The sequence below is a fragment of the Legionella bononiensis genome, assembly GCF_016786215.1.
In the GTDB taxonomy this organism is placed as follows: Bacteria; Pseudomonadota; Gammaproteobacteria; order Legionellales; family Legionellaceae; genus Legionella; species Legionella bononiensis.
Window position 1 is genome coordinate 15,764 of the sequence record NZ_JADOBG010000002.1, and the last position, 19,237, is coordinate 35,000.

Consider the following 19,237-nt stretch of genomic DNA (forward strand, 5'->3'; position numbering starts at 1 on the left):
TTACTATTGTTCTCAAGGAACAAATACAGTATCTCAAAAAAGCGCGTAATCGTCAACAATTATTATAAAATATATTTATAAAAATTATTTACCAAAAATGTTGATATTTATTGCTGCCCTTGTTATATTGTTCTTGTCCTAATGACACATAGTAAAAACATAGGAGAACACAATGACTATTCCAGAAATTATCCAGCAACAATTGCTGCACACGAATAAAGCGATCGTTTGGTCTTGGGGCGTATCTAAATGGCATGAACTATCATCTAATGCACTTGCAATAAGAGTTCATGCGCGTTATTTAGATGGTTTTGTCTGTATCGAGTTGGATGAGGCGCAAGACTTATACAATATTTCCTTTTACCTTAACAAAGACTTTTCAGACATGCTAGTGTGGCCAGTGATACCCTATAAACCGATAAAAGGAGTCTATTGCGATCAACTGGTTGAATTCATTGATAACAGAATAGAAAGAATACCCGATTATAAATACTGACTATTGCCCTACTCCCTACCGTAGGGAGTAGGCCATTAACAGGAGTAGATTCATGAAAAAACTATCGTTTGCCGTTAAAGCAAACATGAATAAACCACCTAGAGTTCACGTGCAATCAGCCGATAAAAAAACAACCTATGGCTCATTTCAAGCAAATAACTGCGATGAATTCGATAGCTGGGACAAATTAAGCCAGGACGAAGCCATTGAACTAAAGCACTACATGAATAATCTTGTGGCTATTGAGCATTATTTTTCCACAAAGGCTCTGTCCGAACAAAAAGATTTTAGGATCCGATTACCAGGTAGTTTTATTGATGCTATTGATGAGCTCAGCAGGTTATGCTTTGAAGAACACATCGACTTGAATGTTTATGATGCCATGATAAGTGCCGCTATTGGGCAACTTAAAATAAAGACAGCAAGCCTTCCTGATGAAAAAAAACAGCAAGCGCTTACACTGCTTAATCAACTAGGATTATCTGAAAATGTAAAAACAGATGTTTCCTTGAAAATACAGGCGATATTTTCTGAATTATTATCCATTCATAACAAATCAGAAAAACTGCACCAAAAAGCCAGAACGCTTTTCAATAAAGATAAAAGTATTGCGCCAAAAACCATTGAAGAAATCGCAAAAGGTGAATTATCAACCTCTAAATGGTTAGTAGCTTGTGCTGTAGAGATTTTACTGGAGGAAAAACCAGATATAGTGCAAAAAATATTAACTGATGACGATATCTTGTTTTTGTGGGCAAATCCATTACTAAAAAATCATAGACCGCTCAAGGAACTGCTCGATAAACTAGAATCTTTGAATAACTCGGAAACGTTAAGCAATAAACTAAAATCCATGGATTAAGTTTAGTTAAATACTTTCCAAATTATCACATTTATGCTATAAATTATTATGAAAATAAAATTTTACCAAAAACAATCGGGCAAAAACCCCGTGGCGGAATTTCTAAATGATTTGCCGTCCGATGAGATAGCGCGACTTGCTGGTTGTTTAAAGAGTATTGAAGAGCTAGGGTTTGACAGCCCAAGGGTACAATTCAGGCAAATAAAAGGCTCGCTTTGGGAAATTAAAATTAAAACATCGCGCAGTGGTTATCGGTTTTTTTATGTGTGCATTCAAAAAGAAATCATCGTTCTTTTACATGCCTATAAAAAACAATCACAAAAAGCGCCAAAGCAAGAAATTGAACTGGCTGAAAAACGAATGATGGAGGTATACGAGAATGAAAGCACTTACCTTAAATGAATTTATTGACGATAAAATCAATCAAGATGAAGAATTTGCCAAGCACTATGAGCGTGAGCAAATTATTAATAATATAGCAGTAATGATTGTAAATGCCCGTAAAAAGCGACATATGACACAATCTGAATTGGCTAATAAAATTGGAACCAAACAATCGGTTATTTCTCGCCTTGAAAGTGGCAATAGTTCATTTATTCCCTCATTAGAGACCCTGGTGAAGGTTGCTGATGCGCTGAACATGCACTTAAAATTGCAATTACAGGCCTAATTACTCTTTGGCCAATATGGATTAACAGTAAACTTTAAAGGACATTAAATGGCATTAGATTTTTCCAAATTGGGTACGGGACAAACTGTTGATACTGTTTTAAAACCGAGAGAAATTTTTAATGCGTTACCCAATAAAAAATCAAACAAATTCCATTATCCCCGCGATGTGCAATCTCAAGTATGGAGCAAGTGGTTTGACCGAAAAGAGGAACGAAACCTGGTCATAAAAATGAATACAGGCGGCGGTAAAACAGTGGTTGGCCTTTTAATTTTAAAAAGTTGCTTGAATGAGAAGAAAGGACCTGTAGTTTACATTGTTCCAGATAATTTTTTAGTAGAGCAAGTTTTATCCGAAGCAAAAGATCTTGGATTAAATGCAGTCGATGACCCTGAAAATGAGAGTTTTTTAAAAGGGAAAGCAATTTTAGTAACTAATATATATAAATTAATTAACGGAAAATCAGTATTTGGTGTTGGGGATGAAGGAACTAAAATACCCATTAAAACGATCCTTATTGATGATGCCCATGCATGCGTAAATACAGTCGAAGAACAATTCACTTTGAATGTATCATCCTCTAACCCGGCACATAAAAAAATATTTAGTATTTTTGAAGAGGCAATGAAAAGGCAGTCGGAAGCAAAATATTTGGAGATTAAATCAGGGGATCCTTTTGCCTACATCTTAATCCCATATTGGAACTGGCAAGAAAATCTTAGTAATGTAATGCAGGTTTTAATTGAAAACAAAAATCATGAAGAAATAAAATTTAAATGGGCATTAATAAAAGAAAATTTAGAGCGATGTAGTTGCGTGATTAGTAAGCATGACATTGAAATTACAAGTAATTGTATTCCAATTGATGTGATTCCGTCTCTGAGTAATGCATCAAGAAAAATATTTATGACCGCCACATTATCGGACGATAGCGTCTTAACGACTCATTTTGGTGTAAGCCCCCAATATCTTAATACCCCCATCACTCCAGATTCAGCGGGGGATGTAGGTGACAGATTAATCTTATTACCACAAGCTCTTAACACCAATATGTTCGATAGTGATGTTAAAGCATTATGTTTGGAATTATCCAAAGAATATAACGTGGTAGTTATTGTCCCCTCTAACAAGCGAGTGGAGTTTTGGGAGGATGCAGCGGATCTCATTTTAAATAAAGACAGTATGCTTCATGGAATTGAACAACTTAAAACGACTCATATTGGCTTAACGATTTTAGTTAACAAATATGATGGGATTGATTTACCCGAAAATGCTTGCCGATTATTAGTTATAGATGGATTACCAGCAGCCCGAAATAATATTGATAAAATTCGCCAGAGTGAGCTTGCAGGTAGTTCGAACAGAGTAAATCAAATAGTTCATAAAGTGGAACAGGGGATGGGGAGAGGAATTAGATCTAATGATGATTATTGCGTCATTTTTCTTATGGGGAAAGATCTTACTTCTCAGCTTTATACGAGCGAAACTTTAGAACTATTTTCACCCGCGACAAAGGCTCAATTAGAATTATCAGAGCAAATAGCAGACCAAATAAAAGATAAGGGAGCTGATGAGATTAAAACTGTCATAAACTACAGTCTAAAAAGGGATCCTCAATGGGTTAAGTTAAGCAGAGGTATTATGGCAGACTTAAATTATTCCAATCAAAATAAAACTGACCCAATAAAAATAGCTTTAAGAGAGGCTTACGATTTAGATCGCTCTGGGAAACCACAAGAAGCAGCAAATAGAATTTTGAATGAAATCAATAGGTCAACTGAAGATCCTTTATTAAGAGGCGTGTTAAAACAATACATGTCGGAATATATAAACAAGTACGATAAGGTGGAATCGCAAAAAACTCAGCTATCCGCTATATCTGATAATTTAAGAGTTCTTAAACCAATCGAAGGCATCTGTTATAGGCCACTACAAAATCATACCGGATCACAAGCAATACAATGTTCTAACTATTTAAAAGAAAAATTTAAAGATGGAAACAAACTTATTATCTATGCAGAGGGAGTATTTTCAAAACTTGTATTTAGTGAAGGCACTGCAAATATATTTGAGGATGCTTTTAAAGAGTTAGCATACCTACTTGGCTTTATAGGCCAACGCCCCGAAAATGATTATGGAAAAGGACCAGATAATCTCTGGCTGTTGGATGATTTAAAATTTTTAGTTATTGAATGTAAAAATGGTGCAACCACTGATCTTATTTGTAAACACGATTGTAATCAGCTGAATGGTTCTGAAATTTGGTTTAATAACAATTATGGCAATGGTGCTAAATGTGTACCTATTATGATTCATTTATCTGCTTGTTTTGAGTATGCGTGTTCTCCAAGTAAAAATATAAAAATAATAAATAAGAGCTTGTTAGAAAAGTTAGTTAATAACGCTCGTCAATTTATAAAATCTATAGCCTCTGATAATAAGTTTGAAGACAGTCAAACTGTCAAACAACGTCTTAATCAATACAAGTTAGAGGCTGATGATATTACAGCCAACTACACAACTCATTTTAAAACAAAAAAAACCTGAACACTTTAAATATATAATGGGAAACAACTAAAAAACAGTATTTCATCAATAGTAAAAGGAATACTTCTTTAGCATTATTTTAATAGCTTTTGAGCTAGTTGAACGCACGTCTAAACAAAGGATAAGCATGGGGACTGTACTTAATTTAATTGTTGATTCGATACAAGAAGGTTTTTTACACCCATCAAGATTTATAAAAAAAATCAAAAGTCACTCTCAGCTACAAATGTTATTAAAAACACCTCCCCAAACGGCTAACGCGGATCAAATAATTCATTGGAACAGGTGGGATAGTTTTTATTTTGATAAAAAATACACCATGAATCTAAGGGAAAGATACTACTCAACACAACAATATATCCCAGAATTAGAATATATTGTCACAGTTAACGAAACAGAAAATTGGTGGTGTGATATTCGCGATATTGATTGCCTTGGCGCATCAAAATCAGATCTGAGCCTGTTTAAAACCCTTGATGATTTCGCAACAACAGTTAACCATAATTTAATCGCCGACATATCAGAACAAAATTTAAATAAAAATTTGCAGTGGGAGGGCGGACGAATATTCAATAATCCTTCATTTTATTGCTATGCATGGGATAACAACCGCATTCATTTATGTAATAGTGGGGGATCTCATCATTTTTCAGCAGCTCGATATCTTGCCTTAAAATTAAATAAAAAGTTTCCTGTTTGCGGTAGACTATATACAGTTCATTTAGACTCACAGTCCGTATTTTCTTTATTAAACCAATTTGATCTTTTTTCTGTAAATAGTAAAGACTGGTTCTTTATTAGTGAAGAATGTGAACATTTTGGTGCTCCAGTTGGATTTTACCCTGCTCCACGACCATTTTATGACCAAACAATTATTTTCCTTCCCCGTAATAATAAACGCTCAATGAGGATCTCGAAACTATTTAAACAAATTCAGCTATTTGATTTTAGCCTTTTCTTATTAAAGTCTCTAAAAAAGCAAGAGCATTGATGGCCAATGCCGAGCCATTACACACAATTTCAAAACTGGCTTTCTGATATCACAAGGGTACACACTTTAGTGATAGGCAGAAAACAAGAGGGTTACATCTATCATATGATTTAAATATTTACTTTTGATAGATGACTTCCAAAGCATCTGGATTTAATTGATAAAAACAGATTGCACGTTCCTGTTTCAAGTTCAATCAACACCAAGGACAACATATAATATACAAAAGAGGATTTGTTCAGTACCAGAAAGATGGAATTTTGGGACATTATTGTTTAATTAAATTGCAACTCAATATCCCAAATATAATCTCTATAGGTTGAAAAGAAAAATATTTCTAAAAGCTATTTAAATAGCTTTTAGAACCCATTCCGGCAATGGTGCATTATAATCCAGGGTAGAGACTCTCCATACTCCCAAACCTCACTATTATAATTTCCAGTTGAGCCAAAATCAAAATTAGGGGCTAACTGTTTTATGTACATATAGGCTAATAGACCTGTGTCTCTTCCTTCAACCCAATCCGCGCATAGAAATTATTGCCTTTAAAAAATCGCTCATGCTCAATCCAATCTTGAGAGTTTTTGTCAATTGGCCAGCAAAGTGTGTGTATTTGATACTTTTTATAACGATTTTTTCCTTTGAATAGGTCATTTAAAAAGTTTTTAAGCCCTTGGCTTCTAAAATAAGTATGCCCCTCATCACCATAATGTTTAAAAAATAGCTCGGAAAATCGCTCTATAGGGCTTTTTTCGATAACAAAAAAATATGGCCAAAGGGAGAGGGTTAAGAATCAAATAGCGTTTAATATCAGGCCTTTTTAGCAGCAAATTATTATTGTAATATATTTTTAAGCGTCGAAAATTGAGAAAGCTGTGGATAGAATAACTTAGGGTAATTAATCCACCTACGATATATAGCGTTATCAAAAACTCTTTTACACTCACATCCATTGCTTACACCATAATTCCTAAATCAAAAATCTTTAAATGAGGACTTTTAACGATCGGTTAATTATAACATTCTTATGGGGAATTGGCGTGTACGGTGATTCAGGCAGTTACGTTGCACATTCTGTTTAAATTACATTAATGACAATCAATCGTATTTGATTTTGAGCGCAATCGGGTTATAATATAATTAACCATACCTGCCACGCCTCTTAATAATGCGGACCAGGGCGGGTTATTTACTTTATGCATTCAAAAATGGTTTTTAATAAACCACCTCTTTCCATACCAGAACAAATACATCACTTACGGCAAAAAGGGCTATTGTTGGATAATGAACAAGAAGCTAGCCAGTATTTGACGACCATTGGTTACTATCGTTTGATGATTTATTTTAAGCCTTTTCTCATTAGCTCTGCGACAAACACTAGCCAATTTAAACCTAACACGCGATTTTCGGATCTTTTAAATTTGTATGCCTTTGATAGAGAGCTACGCTTATTAGTTATCGATGCCCTAGAGAGAATAGAAGTCGCTTTTCGTACCGCTATATCAAATGCCATGAGTTTGAAATATGGCGCACATTGGTATCTAAACATGGATTTATTTTCTTCGACTGAGCAATATCAGATGTTTTTGGAGGAGGTTAAATCACATCTGAAACGTTCACACGAAGACTTTATTAAAACGTATTCTTTTTAAGATTCTCACCGAGGATGATGTGTTTATGTTATGGGCTAAACAATTGCTCGATCAAGGGCATAATCCTAAGAAGATAATACATAAAATAGATGCACTCAATAAAAATGAGCTAATTAATAAGATTAAATGTTATAAAAAATAATATGATAAAATGGTAACCATTTGCATAGATAGTTTTTACAAGAGAGGTATTGTGTTCTTAACATTTGCTAACGGTTGTATCATTGTTCTGGGGCTTGTGCTTACGTGGTGCATTCTATTTTCTATTTTCGATGAAAAATCATCGCGGCGTTTGGGTATAAAGCTAGGGATCTTGGTGCTGTTTTTGTCTCCATTCATTGCTAAATTGAGCTATGATTTCTATGCAACTGCTTCACGGCAATTGTTTCTTATGGGTGCCAATGGCGAAATTCAATTAGCGTATTCACCATTAAAAGTGCCAAAGACCCAAAATAACCATTATTGCGATCGCTTTACAGACAGCAAAGGTAATTTATTAAACCGCTCTACAATAGGTGATAAGCATCTATTTTGTGGTGTTTTTTGGAATATGGGGGAACATGATGTGGTGTTTTTGCCTTATAAACTTTTAGGCAATAATAAAGCCATCTATTGGGCTTCACCAGAACTAAAAATTATCGGCCCAATGCCGCCTGATCTCCTTTTAATAAAAAGCAAAGCAAAAAATACCAATTCGACTTCATCAGAAAAACCCAATAGAATTTATGTTGAAGGAGGGAAAACAGCGCACATTATAGTAACAAAACAATTTGAGCTTCCATCTGATAAGGCTCACAAGGAAAAAACAATTTCCCCTGGGACAGTGTTATCAGGAGTTACTCTAAAGACTTTCGACGTCTCAGAAAAACTAAGCCAAGCACGTTTTAAATTATTCATTGGAAATACATTATGTATCGCCTCGTCAGATACACATATTAGGCCTGATTACGATACAGCAATGCTATAGCTAGCATCATCAGCCTAAATTGTTCTAATGATGAGGAACATGCGATTCCTATAGAAGCAATAGCAACCGTTTCTGGAAGAACACTATATCCTAAAGAATAAGCGGTGAGCTAAAGCACGCTCACACCGTGATCAAAAAAAAGGAACTATTATAATGCGCATAAATCTAAAAACACCAATACACTACTTCTCTTTTTTACTGTTAGTTCTGTCCTATTTGTCGCTTTCTTTTGAAACCGCTTTAAAATCAGGGGTATTTTCCTCTTATGGCGATTTATTTACCCCAATAACTCATATTTTTTACTGGCCAAGGTTTGCTTTGCTTCTAGCGCCTGCGCTTGTTTTGATTATTCTTTCTTCTGTTAAAATGAAGAATCATGAGCTTATTTTAAAAGGGTTTTTCCTTTTTGCATCACCAATTATTGTAAGTAATAATATCAGTTTATTTTCATCCCCTAATGTAATTCCCATTTTAAATCAGCCACAACACTTCATACAGCTTTATTATTATGCTTCATGGTGCAAATCAATAACTTGGATGGGGATTATTATATTAGGTTTGATTTGGACTTTTCAAAAAGAACTAAAGCCCGTAGGAGCACAAGCCCATTAAGATATAGTGCATTCATTACCATTGCTATGGAGCGGGGGGATTATTTATTGCTTAACAAGTAATCCAGTTTGCATTGATAAAATCAAAATAACAATAAGAGGTATGTACAATTAAAACGTGGAATCCATTTATTTACAAAAGCAAAGTATATCAACTCGATCATCTAAACGAATTGCGTTGGGAATTTGTTCAACAGGAAGCTACAAATAAGCCTGAAATTCGATATGCGTTTGTCATTGAATTTGGTTTGCATTGCTTTACTCGTGGACTGAATACTCATATAAAGGAGACATGGCAAAATATTGATCCCGAATTAATCTACTCAGACTCCAGAGAGCAGCGTATTTTTTGTTTTTCTCGCTATACTGGGTTGAATTACATATCTGGGGCAAAAGCGAATTAGAGTTTCTATATCACACAAATAAGTGTTAATTATAATCAAACCGGTTGCGTGTCACACTAATTTTATTGATTCTCCCCTGGATTTTTTGTCACTCACTGAATGTCATAAATTATGAGATAAACTCAAGCCTGGCATGGTATCTATTGGATCTCAGTTCGCTTTTGCCCCAGATATGTAATCCAACTCATATTTGTGATAATTGTCACTATCTCCGGCAGTAAACTAGCTAATAACAGATTTCCGCAGCGGTGTTGCGGAAATCTGTTAAAGTAAAATGCGAAACTGTCAGCATTGCTGACAGAATTATTTTGGTACACCTCCTGATTAATCTTCTTTCGACATTAGTCTTTTATATTTGGCAGATTGATGTCGTTCAAGGAGATCAATATCATTATATCGATCGGTAATAGCACTGGAACTATGACCAGCATCATCTCGTACGTGCGCAACAGGCCGCCCACGCATATTAATATCATCGGAAATACCTGTATGGCGCAACCAATGTACTGTTGCTGACTCAAAACTATCAGCCTCTATTGAAAAGCCGGTGCTTCTTAAATTTTGTATGGTGTTATCAAAGCAGTCTTGAACCAAGCGACGAATGTGTCTTGAACTAGTCATTGCTCCTTTACCTTTTTCTTTAGGTAATAGAGGGCTTTGATCATTCATTGAAGGAAGTGGGGTTAACTGCATACTGACACGATATCGCTTGAGTGCTGCAAGCATGTCATCAGGTACGGCAATATCTCGCATTTTGTTACCTTTTCCTACCGTCTTAAACCACCAACATCCTTGGCTATCTTGATAAAAATGTCGCATTTCTGGAGTCCAACGATCACTGGCACATAGCTCAGAGATACGTAAGTACAATAAATAAAGCGCAGAAATAATAAACAATGTCCGTTCATGTCTATCGGGCGCATTATTTGCCATATTTTTAACTGTATCAAGACAAGTTCGCCATTGTTTTTCACTCAAGCGCATCACTTGTGCTTGATGTTGAGTTTTTTGGATATACTTGCTTTTTTGTTTGATCAAAGTAATCGGGTTAATGGATACTTTTTCCTCTAAGGCCAAGTAATTATAAAAACTGCTCAGCACCGTAAAAATTTCACGAATTGCTTTTTGTGATAATTGATAGTTTTGCTTATTGGGCCTCAGTCCATTTTTATGATCAATTTTACTTACAGTGGCTACAAATGGGCGCCACTCATGGTTGGGAATGCGTTCGCCGTTATGCGTAATGAATCGTGCTACTTTTTTAAATCCAATCCATGATTTTGGTGGATTGAAACAAAATTGCATGTAATTTTCAATGTCTTGCCGTTTCAAATCCAGTAATGATTTTTTCTCAATTAGCCAGGCCCATTGAATTAATCGTTCTACTTCTCGACGATATGATTCAAATGTGGCATTATTGTTATCATATTGTTTTAAAAAGTCGAGACAAAAAATTAGGTCATATGGCGCAAAAGATGGTGGCATAAATGCTTGCCAATTTTTTTCTTTAAGCTGTTGGCAAGTGTCTATTAATGGTTGTGGTATAGGAATACTTGCCATGGTCACACTCTAATTTAAAATAAATAGATCATTTGGTCTTATGCGTACTACCATCAATATTATCTTCACTGAATTCTGCTTCAAGTTCTGCAATGCTTGGCAGGTTTGATTTTAAGTTTTCAGGAATTGCCTTTGTAAGTTGATATTCAGAAACGCCTATTGGTTTTTCTATGCCTTTTAGAGCATACTCAGCAATGACTTTGCTTCTTGATTTGCAAAGCAATAAACCTATGCTAGGGTTATCGTGTTCCGTTTTAAGATACTGATCAACCAAGTTGAGATAAAAATTTAATTGTCCAGCATGTTCTGGTTTGAAGCGAACTGCCTTCCATTCTATAACAATAAATGCCCTAAGTTTTAAATGATAAAAGAGCATATCTAGGAAATAAGTTTCGCCATCAATTTCCATCGGATATTGACTACCAACAAATGAGAAACCCTTGCCCAGCTCTAATAAAAACTTGGTAATATGTGCAATGGAAGCATGCTCAATTTCGCGCTCAAGTGCATCATCATGAAGACCTAAAAAATCAAAATTATATGGACTTTTAAGTACTTCTTGCGCAAGTGATGATTGTGCCGCTGGTAATCGGTGTATAAAATTAGATGCTTTACTAGAGGATAAAGCTTGAGATTGATATAAATTTTGATTAATATTTTTTTCAAGTGTTGAGCGTGACCAACCATTTTCAATGGTTTGACTTACATACCAATCACGCATGATAGCATCATTAACTCTTTGTATTAAAACAACAATATGTCCCCAAGGTAAATCCCGCACAGCTTGTGCGCGAATTTCATTTAAATCAGGATATTCCTCGGCAAGACGTTTCATTCGTCGGATGTTTGCTACTGAATAACCCCGGGTTTCAGGAAATAAATTCTGTAGATCTCGAGATAATGTTTCAATAAAGCCCGTTCCCCAAGATTTTTGCTTCTGTTTCTCAATTATTTGTTTGCCAATGTACCAATAGTGGTTGATAACTTCTTGATTTACGGCCAGTGCTGCACGGAATTGTGAGGATTTTATTTGAGTTTTAAGCGCACTTAAAAATGACTTATAATCATGATCGAGATGAAAAGTTATTTCTTTTGACATACTTGGTTCCTTTGTTGGATTGACTAATCGATTTCAATTCAATTTGTCTTCCAAGCACAAAATTTTTGCTCACTGTCCTGTCGTGAGCGAAAATTATACGACTACGATAACTTAATTTCAAAAACTTTCTGCAACGGGCGTTGCAAAAAGTTTAATTGCCAAATTAGATATCAATAATACTTAATTTTCAAATAATTGCAAACAGTCCAATAGTATAAACTATTGGACTTATAAAAACTATCGATGCTGTTTTTGTATAGATCCCATTACCCCCAATTAAACTTTTGTGAGAATACTCTAATTGGCGTAGCGCTCCAGAACTTGCGCCCTGATGCAAAAATTTAAAATATCAGACTGGGAAGTCTCCAATAACATCATTATATTTATCTTGTGCATCAGCTAAGCTTAATTTTGAATAAATTTCTAACGAATCTCTTTTCGCATGTTCGGAGTAAGGTTGGATAAAAGCATCATCAATATTTTTTTTTCTTAAGCCAAGTAAACAAAAAGTGTCTTAATTTATGTAATTTTAACGGCTACCCAATTATATTGTTGTTTGTCATATACTTATCAAGATTAGATAAAAGTAGATAAAAAATAAAAAGCAGGATTGAAGTGTATGTACGTTAATTGGATCAAATAGATCATTAAACATACATGGTCGATTGAAACGAACGCCAAGGTATATCAGTATTTAATTTGAGAAATATCTTACAAAAAAATAAGCAAACAAATCAATTTATTTTATTAATATAAAGCTACAATGTAATTGTTTGGCGCAGCTGGATTGTTGACAGGATGTTGAAACACTAGCGAGATCAAGGATGATCTCAATTCAATGGCAATCACAGCTGCGCACAGGCACAACTATGACTTCTATGTATACAGGACGTCCCTTGGTTAGCTCACTACAGAATTTAATTCCACGCACAACAAAAAAGACCCAGAATTCAGCTTAACTTTTAATAATGAGATTACAGCTCTTTACCCAACTAACTCTTTAGCCCTATCCCAAATATGCATCAACTCATTAAGGGATAGACCCTCAAGGTTAATCAATTCACGTTCCTCAGCAATCAGTTTAACCGCTCGTAATCGTCTTTCAAATTTAGTCAGCGTTTGTCCAAGTGTTACTCTTGGGCTTAACTTACAAAAAATACACAGCGAAAACACTGCGTGGAGTAAATCACCAATCTCTTCTTGCAAAGCAGTTTGATTTTCTTTAGAACTATCATGATTCAAGTGCTCCTTGATTTCATCACACTCACTGTGAATTTGATTCATGATTTGGTCTGCACTTTGCCACTTGAACCCAAATTGGGAGGCTTCTTCTTCCAGAGCGCTAATTTTATCTAAAAGTTCCATGTTCAACCTAAAAGAGATTTGACTAATATTCTTAGAAGTACGCATTAGAATGATGCCATACTTACTTAAACAAATCAGAATGAGATCCTGTTCTTGATAATCTTAACAACTGCACACAATCATCTTTAATGATTTTATAAATTAAAAGCCAATCAGGGGTTATATGACACTCACGATAACCATGCCAATCTCCTGAAAGATTATGATCTTTATGCTTGGGATCTAAAATAGAATCTAAAAGATCTTTATTTTTCCTCTGCTTTACTATCTTTTTAAGATCACGCTTAAATTGAGTAGCCAGTTCTAATTCAAGCATTATCTATAGAATTCCAAACATCCTTCATTGTTTTAAATCGTTCGCCCTTACCTGACTCAAGCTCTTCAATTGCATCAAGCGTCTTTTTGTTCGGTATTTTTACATCAAATGGAAGACCATTTTGAAGACATACTTGACTATAGAAAAGCCGAATAGCCTCAGCAGCAGATAAACCTACTTTATGTAATATCTCTTCCGCCTGTATTTTAAGAGCAGGCTCAATACGAGCATTAATTGTCGCCGCCTTATTCATGATATTCACTCCAATACTTTTCATAATTAAATTGTATAACAAATGCGTTACATTTTCAATGTTTGTTTTACACAAAGAGGCGTCTAATTACCGATAATCAAGTTGGCCTATGGCTCCTCATAAAAACATCGATTCTGGCCCCACTTTAATCTCGCTCCTTTAAGTATCCCTCTGTAGTAATAACAATAAAATAACGTATATTTTATAATTACGTGAAATACATCATGAAATAATTAGGATAGAAGTCGCAAATAAGTATGCCCATTATTTTGAGACAGATTTGAAGCCGTAACCTAAACACAGTGTGATTAAGTCAAGACCCGGTTGCTCGACTTTAACTACTCGTAAAAAAAGATTGTACCTGACATTGAAATATTAGAATTTTCTAATATAATGACCCTATGAATACATTAATAAACACTAGCCTTGAAGTGATGAAAAATAATGCTTCTAAGGCTGAACAATTACTTAAACTTTTAGCCAATTCCAAAAGGCTTCTCATTCTATGCTATCTCCTCAAACAAGAATGCACGGTTGGCGAACTAGAACCCCTTGTCGGTTTGTCTCAATCTGCGCTTTCACAGCATTTAGCTAAAATGAGGCGCGAAGGTGTACTTTCGGTAAGAAAAGAAGGGACTCGAGTTTATTATTTTATTAGCAAACCCGAAGTGGAAGCTGTTTTATCAACGCTTTATTTAATTTATTGCAAAGAATAAAAATCGCTCCATTCATTAGAATACTCTAATGTTTTAAGGATTTCTGTCATGTTATTAAGTAGTATTACCCCAAGAAAACACAGTGCTTTTATTATTGTAATAAGTGCACTGTCGACTTCTCTTTGCGCAGGCTCGGTACCCATCTCATATTCTAAAGCGATTCAGCTTGCGCTCGCTAATAACCCTAAAATCCATGCGGCAAACGCTTCAATAGAAGCAGCGGTCGGGGCCTCAAAGCAAGCAAAAAGTATGAGTTGGCCACAATTAGACCTTGAGGTAAGCGGAGCAAGGACTGATAATCCGATGTCGGTATTTGGTTATAAACTAAGTCAAGGGAATGCCAGTTTTGCTGATTTTGGCGCCAATCAATATACTGGACTAAATACCTTATATACCAAGCCTCAAGCATTAAACCACCCAGGATATTATAGTAATCTGGATACTGCGTTTAAACTAAGCGTTCCTATTTATACTGGAGGAAGAATAAAAGCGCAGCAAGCACAGACGCGTGCTTTAGTTGCATCCGCACAACGTGGCAATCAACAAGCTCAAAATCAACTGGCGTATGAAGTCTATGTGTCCTATGAGCGTTTTTTAACAGCCAAGGAACTGGTAGGCATCGCTGAAAGACAGGTTGCTCGAGCAAAGGTGTTTCTGTCAACAACCAAGGACCTAAAAAAGCAATCTATTACCCTAAATAGCGATGTATTAATGGCAGAGGCTTACTTAAACAGCTCTCTTCTTGGTTTATCTAATGCAAGAATTCAAACAGAAGATGAACTTGATGGCTTTAGAACGTTGCTTGGTAGTCCCGAAAGCACCTTTATACCAAGTCGGCACACAACCTTGAGTGCAAAGACAAAACTCAACTTTTTATTGATGACACGAGCAATCAATGATAATCCATCAATTAAAACCCTTCATGCACGTCTTCAAGCAGAAAAAGCGGTAATTGCTGCCTCTTTGGCACTCTATAAGCCCCAAGTGTCGATGCAATTAAGACATGATTGGAATGGCAATACCATAGGTTCAGGCCTTCCGTCAGATACGATTGCGCTAGGTGCTAACTGGACTTTATTTAGTGCGGGCGAGCGCGCTGGCGCTGTCCAGGTAGCAAGTGCAAATGCAAAAAAAATTCAATTTGAGCTTGATGAGCAACGAAATCAGCTGCGATTACAATTAAAGCAAATACGGCGTGCCGAGCAACAAACTCTTTACGAGTTGCAATTAAGTCGACAAACAGCAGAGAAAGAAGAGGCAGTAATTCAAAAACTAAAGCAGCGATTTGGTCGTGGGTTGGTTCCTCTAAGTGCTTTATTGGAGAGTCAGATGAAACTAACGCAGAGTAAAGCACAAGAACTGCAAGCGCTTCATCAATCAAGAGTGCATCAAGCCCATTGGCTGATGCTCAGTAATCAACTAATTTCTAAAGCGATAAAAAGCGCATAAATTGATTGTATACCAGGAGACTATGGTGAAGGATGTGTTTTATTCCAAAAATAAGCTCAATAAAGCAGGGCAATTGGCGCGAACCTTTATTCAATCCAAGCTGACTCTGTTACTGATTGTTGGTATTCTGTTGTTTGGCGTACTTGCCCTAGAACGCACCCCGCGAAGCTATAATCCTGAAATTATTGTTCCAGCAGTAACTATTTCTGTGAGTCGCCCTGGTAGTGATAGCCAAGAAATGCTACATCAAATTGTTCGCCCACTAGAAGGGTTGATGGCCTCTATTTCAGGCGTTGAGCATACTTACGGGATGGCCATTGATGATAGTGCTATGGTTACGGTTCGCTTTAAAGTGAATGAAAATGAAGAGGCGAGCTTGGTTAAGGTCTATAACCAAATCAACAGCAACATGGATAAAATGCCCCCGGGTACTTTAATGCCTTTAATCCGCTCTATCAGTTTGTACGATGTTCCACTAGTGACACTGACATTACATGCTAAAGGCGCAAATCCAGTTGACTTACGCACGCTTGCCGATAAAGTCTTGGAGGAATTGCGCACCGTACCCCAAGTTGGGAAAAGTTGGGTAATGGGTGCATCACCTCAGGCTATTCGTGTCTGGCTGAACCCAAAGCACATGGCAGAGCACGCCATTTCAATTGCCAACATTCAACAAGCCTTCTCTGTTAATAACATCAGTCTTGACGCAGGAACATTAGAGCATGAATTAAGTGAAACATCTCTTCGCATCGAGGGCTCACTCATTTCCAATCAAGACTTAGCCAACATTATTATTGGAACTGATGGGGCCAAACCTATTTTATTAAAAGATATTGCGACTATTGAAAAGGGGCCTCAAGATGAAACTATTGCGTCCTATTTTGCCTATGGAGCACACGGCCCATTGAAGAATGCAGATATAGAACCTGCAGTAACCATTGCTCTTGCACGTCAAAAAGGAAGCAATGGTGTTGATGTAGCAAAAGCACTTTTGAATAAACTTGAGCAATTACAAAACAGTCAGCTCATTCCAAAAAATATAGATGTCTCAATCACTCGCAATTATGGAGATGAAGCTAATGATGCAGTGAATACTTTGGTCGAGCACTTAGGGATTGCGATTCTAAGTGTCGTGGTATTGCTGATGGTGTTTTTAGGATGGCGCGAAGCATCAGTGGTTGTTTTTTCTATTCCCTTAATTTTGTGCCTAGTACTTGGTATTGGCTGGCTATCAGGCCAGACTATCAATCGAATTACTTTGTTTGCGCTCATTCTTTCATTAGGCCTCTTAGTAGACGATAGCATTGTGGTGATTGAAAACATTCACCGCCATATTATTAAGGGAGTGCAAAAAAACTTTACCCGTTTAGTTATTTATGCAGCCAATGAAATTGGTAAGCCAACGATTATTGCTACCTTTACAGTGATGCTGGCGCTACTGCCTATGGATTTTGTAGGTGGAATGATGGGGCCGTTTATGGCGCCTATACCTTTTAATGCGCCATTGGCAATGATTGTATCCCTCTTTATTGCCTATAGCGTGGTTCCTTATCTTGCTTATCGTTGGTTAAGAACTAAAGCTAAAAAACAAATGAATGAGCATCATCAAAGCCATAGCACCTGGTTGCAGCGAGCGTACCTTGTATTATTCAAAGGATTACTTTACTCATCGAAAAAACGACATCTCTTTTATTTGATTATTGTACTATTGCTCTTCGCGGTATTACTCCAACCTGCCTGGCAATTTATTCGCCCTGCAGGCCCTAATGGCCCATTAAGCCCGTTAGGAGTTGAAATTAAAATGCTACCCGATGACAACGTGAATACCTTTTTAGTGTCCGTTGATGCAGGCGCTAACGCAACGTTAACGAAAACAAACGAGTTACTTCGCGAACTTAGTGCAACCATCCAAAAAAATCCTTACGTCACAGACTTGGAGCTGTACTTAGGAGAATCAGCCCCAGAAGATTTTGCCGCTCTGGTGCGTGGAGATAATCTATTAAGAGGCAGTCAATACGGGCAAATACGCGTGAATTTGGTGAACAAACATCATCGAGCTATTGGCTCACACCAAATTGCAACACAGGTTTACCAGGGACTTGTGCATTTGCAAAAACAACATCCCCAAAGCCATATCAAGCTTTTTGAAAGCCCTCCTGGGCCGCCTGTTCGCTCACAAATGGAGGCAGGTCTCTACGGGCCTAATTACAATGAATTGAGGTCTGTCGCTAATAAGATAACCTCTGAAGTGTATCCCAAAATATACGGCATGATAAATATTGATAACTCAGTGACTCAAGACACCAATCAATACCGCATTGAAATCAATCATAATGCAGTCATGCTGGCAGGCTTAGCCCCAAAAACGGTAGCGCAGGAGGTAAGCGCTTTGTTCAAGGGTATTTCCATCGGAAATGCACATGAACCCAATGCCAGACAGCCCGAGCACATCATCTTACGTCTTCCGCAAAAGGCACGTGAAGTTGCTCAAGTACTTAATCAGCTGTGTTTAAAAAATCAGCAACAACAACTAATCCCTCTGGCAAAAATTGCAACCTTACATGAAGATAAAGAGGAAAAACCCATCTTCACTAAAGATCAAACACCCGTTGTTTATGTAACCGGTGAAGTGTTGGGCACGAGCCCTGCTTATGCGGTCACTTCTGCAACAAATATGCTCAAGAAGCCCCCTTTTTCAATGGGGGTTGAAAATTTAGGATTTCATGAATCACAGCCTAATCGCTTTGCTAAAAGTCAACTCTTTTGGCTTGGTGAAATGCGCCTGACGTTGGATGTTTTTCGTGATTTAGGCTCAGCCTTTATTGTGGCTATAGTCTTGATTTATATTTTACTAACAGCTTTTTACCAGTCGTTTTTTATTCCCCTAATTATTATGGGGGCTATACCGCTAACTGTCATTGGCGTTTTTCCTGGCCATTGGTTAATGAACCAACCGTTCACTGCCACGTCCATGATAGGGGTAATTGCTTTAGCCGGAATTGTTGTTCGAAATTCGCTATTACTCATCGATTTTATTTTAGAACATCAACATCGAGGTTCCTCTATCGTAGAAGCCGTTATTGAGTCAGGCGTGGAGCGAATTCTACCGATTGTCTTAACAGCACTTGCTATTATTCTGGGCTCCGCTGTGATGTTATCCGATCCTGTCTTTGGCGGCCTTGCTATTTCTTTGATATTTGGTTCATTTGCTTCAACAGTACTTACCTTGTTTTTAATTCCATTGATCTATTTAAGTTGGTGGAAGCGTAACCATTAATT

At 36.7% G+C, this 19,237-nt stretch carries 18 protein-coding genes; 13 read left to right on the forward strand and 5 right to left on the reverse strand.

Annotated features, from left to right (window positions below; all coding sequences use genetic code 11):
• Nucleotides 1-172 precede the first annotated feature (172 nt).
• The 10 genes from IZU94_RS01085 (at nucleotide 173) to IZU94_RS18540 (ending at nucleotide 9,200) form a co-directional block, all read left to right on the forward strand.
• Nucleotides 173-496 carry a hypothetical protein gene (locus tag IZU94_RS01085; protein ID WP_021460510.1) on the forward strand — a complete coding sequence of 108 codons (324 nt, stop codon included), beginning with the start codon at nucleotides 173-175 and terminating at the stop codon, nucleotides 494-496.
• A gap of 52 nt (nucleotides 497-548) precedes the next feature.
• Nucleotides 549-1,358 (forward strand): hypothetical protein, encoded by an 810-nt coding sequence (locus tag IZU94_RS18505; protein ID WP_021460511.1) that lies wholly within the window; start codon nucleotides 549-551, stop codon nucleotides 1,356-1,358.
• A gap of 48 nt (nucleotides 1,359-1,406) precedes the next feature.
• A complete protein-coding gene (locus IZU94_RS01100; RefSeq protein WP_021460512.1) occupies nucleotides 1,407-1,760 on the forward strand; it encodes a type II toxin-antitoxin system RelE/ParE family toxin in 354 nt (117 codons plus the stop codon).
• Nucleotides 1,738-2,028 carry a helix-turn-helix domain-containing protein gene (locus IZU94_RS01105; protein ID WP_021460513.1) on the forward strand — a complete coding sequence of 97 codons (291 nt, stop codon included), beginning with the start codon at nucleotides 1,738-1,740 and terminating at the stop codon, nucleotides 2,026-2,028. Before IZU94_RS01100 ends, IZU94_RS01105 begins: the two co-directional genes overlap by 23 nt.
• A 48-nt stretch (nucleotides 2,029-2,076) precedes the next feature.
• On the forward strand, nucleotides 2,077-4,575 hold the full coding sequence (locus IZU94_RS01110) for a helicase C-terminal domain-containing protein (protein ID WP_025520167.1): 2,499 nt from the start codon (nucleotides 2,077-2,079) through the stop codon (nucleotides 4,573-4,575).
• A gap of 226 nt (nucleotides 4,576-4,801) precedes the next feature.
• Nucleotides 4,802-5,566, forward strand: coding sequence for a DUF6685 family protein (locus IZU94_RS01115; RefSeq protein ID WP_021460516.1), 765 nt, complete (start codon nucleotides 4,802-4,804; stop codon nucleotides 5,564-5,566).
• Nucleotides 5,567-6,774: 1,208 nt separating this feature from the next.
• Entirely contained in the window at nucleotides 6,775-7,218 is a 444-nt protein-coding gene (locus IZU94_RS01120; protein ID WP_162262800.1) for an Abi family protein, read from the forward strand.
• Between the two features lie 193 nt (nucleotides 7,219-7,411).
• On the forward strand, nucleotides 7,412-8,185 hold the full coding sequence (locus IZU94_RS01125; RefSeq protein WP_230305092.1) for a hypothetical protein: 774 nt from the start codon (nucleotides 7,412-7,414) through the stop codon (nucleotides 8,183-8,185).
• 153 nt (nucleotides 8,186-8,338) lie between these two features.
• Nucleotides 8,339-8,797, forward strand: a complete 459-nt coding sequence (locus IZU94_RS01130) for a hypothetical protein (protein WP_058393154.1) — start codon at nucleotides 8,339-8,341, stop codon at nucleotides 8,795-8,797.
• Nucleotides 8,798-8,927: 130 nt separating this feature from the next.
• Entirely contained in the window at nucleotides 8,928-9,200 is a 273-nt protein-coding gene (locus tag IZU94_RS18540) for a YjaZ family protein (protein ID WP_489833448.1), read from the forward strand.
• A 324-nt stretch (nucleotides 9,201-9,524) separates the two neighbouring features.
• Here the strand turns inward: IZU94_RS18540 and IZU94_RS01135 are convergent, their stop codons facing one another.
• From IZU94_RS01135 to IZU94_RS01155, 5 genes are all read right to left on the reverse strand, one after another.
• The gene (locus tag IZU94_RS01135; protein WP_021460644.1) at nucleotides 9,525-10,760 is read right to left on the reverse strand and encodes a tyrosine-type recombinase/integrase; all 1,236 of its coding nucleotides are present in this window, start codon (nucleotides 10,758-10,760) and stop codon (nucleotides 9,525-9,527) included.
• A gap of 28 nt (nucleotides 10,761-10,788) precedes the next feature.
• Complete coding sequence (locus IZU94_RS01140) at nucleotides 10,789-11,859, reverse strand: PDDEXK nuclease domain-containing protein (protein ID WP_021460643.1); 1,071 nt, start codon at nucleotides 11,857-11,859, stop codon at nucleotides 10,789-10,791.
• Between the two features lie 984 nt (nucleotides 11,860-12,843).
• The gene (locus IZU94_RS01145) at nucleotides 12,844-13,224 is read right to left on the reverse strand and encodes a MazG nucleotide pyrophosphohydrolase domain-containing protein (RefSeq protein WP_021460642.1); all 381 of its coding nucleotides are present in this window, start codon (nucleotides 13,222-13,224) and stop codon (nucleotides 12,844-12,846) included.
• A gap of 61 nt (nucleotides 13,225-13,285) precedes the next feature.
• A complete protein-coding gene (locus IZU94_RS01150) occupies nucleotides 13,286-13,540 on the reverse strand; it encodes a type II toxin-antitoxin system RelE/ParE family toxin (RefSeq protein WP_021460641.1) in 255 nt (84 codons plus the stop codon).
• Nucleotides 13,533-13,793: a type II toxin-antitoxin system RelB/DinJ family antitoxin gene (locus IZU94_RS01155; RefSeq protein WP_021460640.1), complete on the reverse strand. Its 261-nt coding sequence runs from the start codon at nucleotides 13,791-13,793 to the stop codon at nucleotides 13,533-13,535. Before IZU94_RS01155 ends, IZU94_RS01150 begins: the two co-directional genes overlap by 8 nt.
• 401 nt (nucleotides 13,794-14,194) lie before the next feature.
• On the opposite strand from IZU94_RS01155, the gene IZU94_RS01160 reads away from it, so the two are divergent.
• From IZU94_RS01160 to IZU94_RS01170, 3 genes are read left to right on the forward strand one after another with little or no spacing between them, the layout of a single operon-like run.
• Entirely contained in the window at nucleotides 14,195-14,509 is a 315-nt protein-coding gene (locus IZU94_RS01160) for an ArsR/SmtB family transcription factor (protein ID WP_021582658.1), read from the forward strand.
• 48 nt (nucleotides 14,510-14,557) lie between these two features.
• On the forward strand, nucleotides 14,558-15,958 hold the full coding sequence (locus tag IZU94_RS01165) for a TolC family protein (RefSeq protein ID WP_021460639.1): 1,401 nt from the start codon (nucleotides 14,558-14,560) through the stop codon (nucleotides 15,956-15,958).
• Between the two features lie 22 nt (nucleotides 15,959-15,980).
• Nucleotides 15,981-19,235: an efflux RND transporter permease subunit gene (locus IZU94_RS01170; RefSeq protein WP_058393155.1), complete on the forward strand. Its 3,255-nt coding sequence runs from the start codon at nucleotides 15,981-15,983 to the stop codon at nucleotides 19,233-19,235.
• Nucleotides 19,236-19,237: the final 2 nt, after the last annotated feature.

Excerpts from the sequence above, each read along its gene's own strand:
- IZU94_RS01085 (WP_021460510.1), top strand. The coding sequence starts at position 173 with ATGACTATTCCAGAAATTATCCAGCAACAATTGCTGCACACGAATAAA.
- IZU94_RS18505 (WP_021460511.1), top strand. The coding sequence starts at position 549 with ATGAAAAAACTATCGTTTGCCGTTAAAGCAAACATGAATAAACCACCT.
- IZU94_RS01100 (WP_021460512.1), top strand. The coding sequence starts at position 1,407 with ATGAAAATAAAATTTTACCAAAAACAATCGGGCAAAAACCCCGTGGCG.
- IZU94_RS01105 (WP_021460513.1), top strand. The coding sequence starts at position 1,738 with ATGAAAGCACTTACCTTAAATGAATTTATTGACGATAAAATCAATCAA.
- IZU94_RS01110 (WP_025520167.1), top strand. The coding sequence starts at position 2,077 with ATGGCATTAGATTTTTCCAAATTGGGTACGGGACAAACTGTTGATACT.
- IZU94_RS01115 (WP_021460516.1), top strand. The coding sequence starts at position 4,802 with ATGTTATTAAAAACACCTCCCCAAACGGCTAACGCGGATCAAATAATT.
- IZU94_RS01120 (WP_162262800.1), top strand. The coding sequence starts at position 6,775 with ATGGTTTTTAATAAACCACCTCTTTCCATACCAGAACAAATACATCAC.
- IZU94_RS01130 (WP_058393154.1), top strand. The coding sequence starts at position 8,339 with ATGCGCATAAATCTAAAAACACCAATACACTACTTCTCTTTTTTACTG.
- IZU94_RS01135 (WP_021460644.1), bottom strand. The coding sequence starts at position 10,760 with ATGGCAAGTATTCCTATACCACAACCATTAATAGACACTTGCCAACAG.
- IZU94_RS01140 (WP_021460643.1), bottom strand. The coding sequence starts at position 11,859 with ATGTCAAAAGAAATAACTTTTCATCTCGATCATGATTATAAGTCATTT.
- IZU94_RS01145 (WP_021460642.1), bottom strand. The coding sequence starts at position 13,224 with ATGGAACTTTTAGATAAAATTAGCGCTCTGGAAGAAGAAGCCTCCCAA.
- IZU94_RS01150 (WP_021460641.1), bottom strand. The coding sequence starts at position 13,540 with ATGCTTGAATTAGAACTGGCTACTCAATTTAAGCGTGATCTTAAAAAG.
- IZU94_RS01155 (WP_021460640.1), bottom strand. The coding sequence starts at position 13,793 with ATGAATAAGGCGGCGACAATTAATGCTCGTATTGAGCCTGCTCTTAAA.
- IZU94_RS01160 (WP_021582658.1), top strand. The coding sequence starts at position 14,195 with ATGAATACATTAATAAACACTAGCCTTGAAGTGATGAAAAATAATGCT.
- IZU94_RS01165 (WP_021460639.1), top strand. The coding sequence starts at position 14,558 with ATGTTATTAAGTAGTATTACCCCAAGAAAACACAGTGCTTTTATTATT.
- IZU94_RS01170 (WP_058393155.1), top strand. The coding sequence starts at position 15,981 with ATGGTGAAGGATGTGTTTTATTCCAAAAATAAGCTCAATAAAGCAGGG.